This is a genomic window from Streptomyces lushanensis (assembly GCF_001700515.1).
Lineage (GTDB): Bacteria > Actinomycetota > Actinomycetes > Streptomycetales > Streptomycetaceae > Streptomyces > Streptomyces lushanensis.
On the sequence record NZ_MAUD01000557.1, the window covers coordinates 1 to 938 of the forward strand.

Here is a 938-nt window from a genome sequence, read left to right on the forward strand (position 1 = left end):
CAGCGGCCGGCCGCTGGCCAACGGACCCTCCGCCTCCGGTGAGTCCATCAGCAGCTACGGCTCCAACTCGGTGTCCGACAGCACGGCGCGCGACAACGGCCGGTACGGCATCGAGGTCTTCGGCGGCGTGAACGTCGGTGTGCAGAACAACGAGGTCGACGGCGGCGACATGGGCATCGTGGCCCGCGAGGACGCCACCAAGGTCGCCATCACCGGAAACCACCTGACCGGCCAGACGCGGCAGGGCATCTCCGTGCGCGACGGAGTCTCGGCGGCCACGGTCACCGGCAACATCATCGAGGGCACCGAGACCGGTGTCTATGTGCGCGACTCGCAGGCCGAGGTGCGGGGCAACACCGTCCAGGACGCCACGAACCACGGAATCTCCCTGGTGGGCGGCATCGACAGGTCCACCGTCTCGTACAACGTGGTGGCCGGTGTCGGCCCGAGCGCGGTGGACACCAGCCGGGCCCACGGCGGTGTCACGGTCAAGGAGAACCAGACCTTCGCCTGGCACGACACCAGTGCCTTCTGGGTCAAGTTCCGGCACTACGCCAGTCCGATGACCCTGCTCTGGGTGTCCATCCTGCTGCTGATCCTGTTCTCGGCGCTGCTGGGCGCCCGGCGCAGTAGCCGTCGAGGCGGTGTGGAGCGCCTGGGCATCCACCCGTACGCGGACAAGAAGCCGCTGGCCAGCGCGCCCGCCACCGAGATGGGCGTCGCCGGCGCCGAGGTGAACGGGACGAAGCCGACCGGACGGCACAGGATTCCGGCGATGACGGTCGGGTCCGGGCCGACGTAGCAGCCACCGGCCGGGCCCTGGCCGGTCCGGTTCTGGTCAAGTCACGTCAGGTCCGGTCCGGTCGGCATCCATCCACGACGAGGTCCCGGTCCCACGAGGGCCGGCCTGGTCCCCTCCGGGCCGGTCCCGGTCCCCC

1 protein-coding gene is annotated in these 938 nt (G+C 70.4%); it reads left to right on the forward strand.

The genetic code is table 11. From position 1 onward, the window contains the following. A partial coding sequence (locus tag BFF77_RS31165) for a right-handed parallel beta-helix repeat-containing protein (protein ID WP_141698585.1) occupies positions 1–802 on the forward strand: 802 nt, incomplete at its 5' end. Between the last annotated feature and the right edge of the window lie 136 nt (positions 803–938).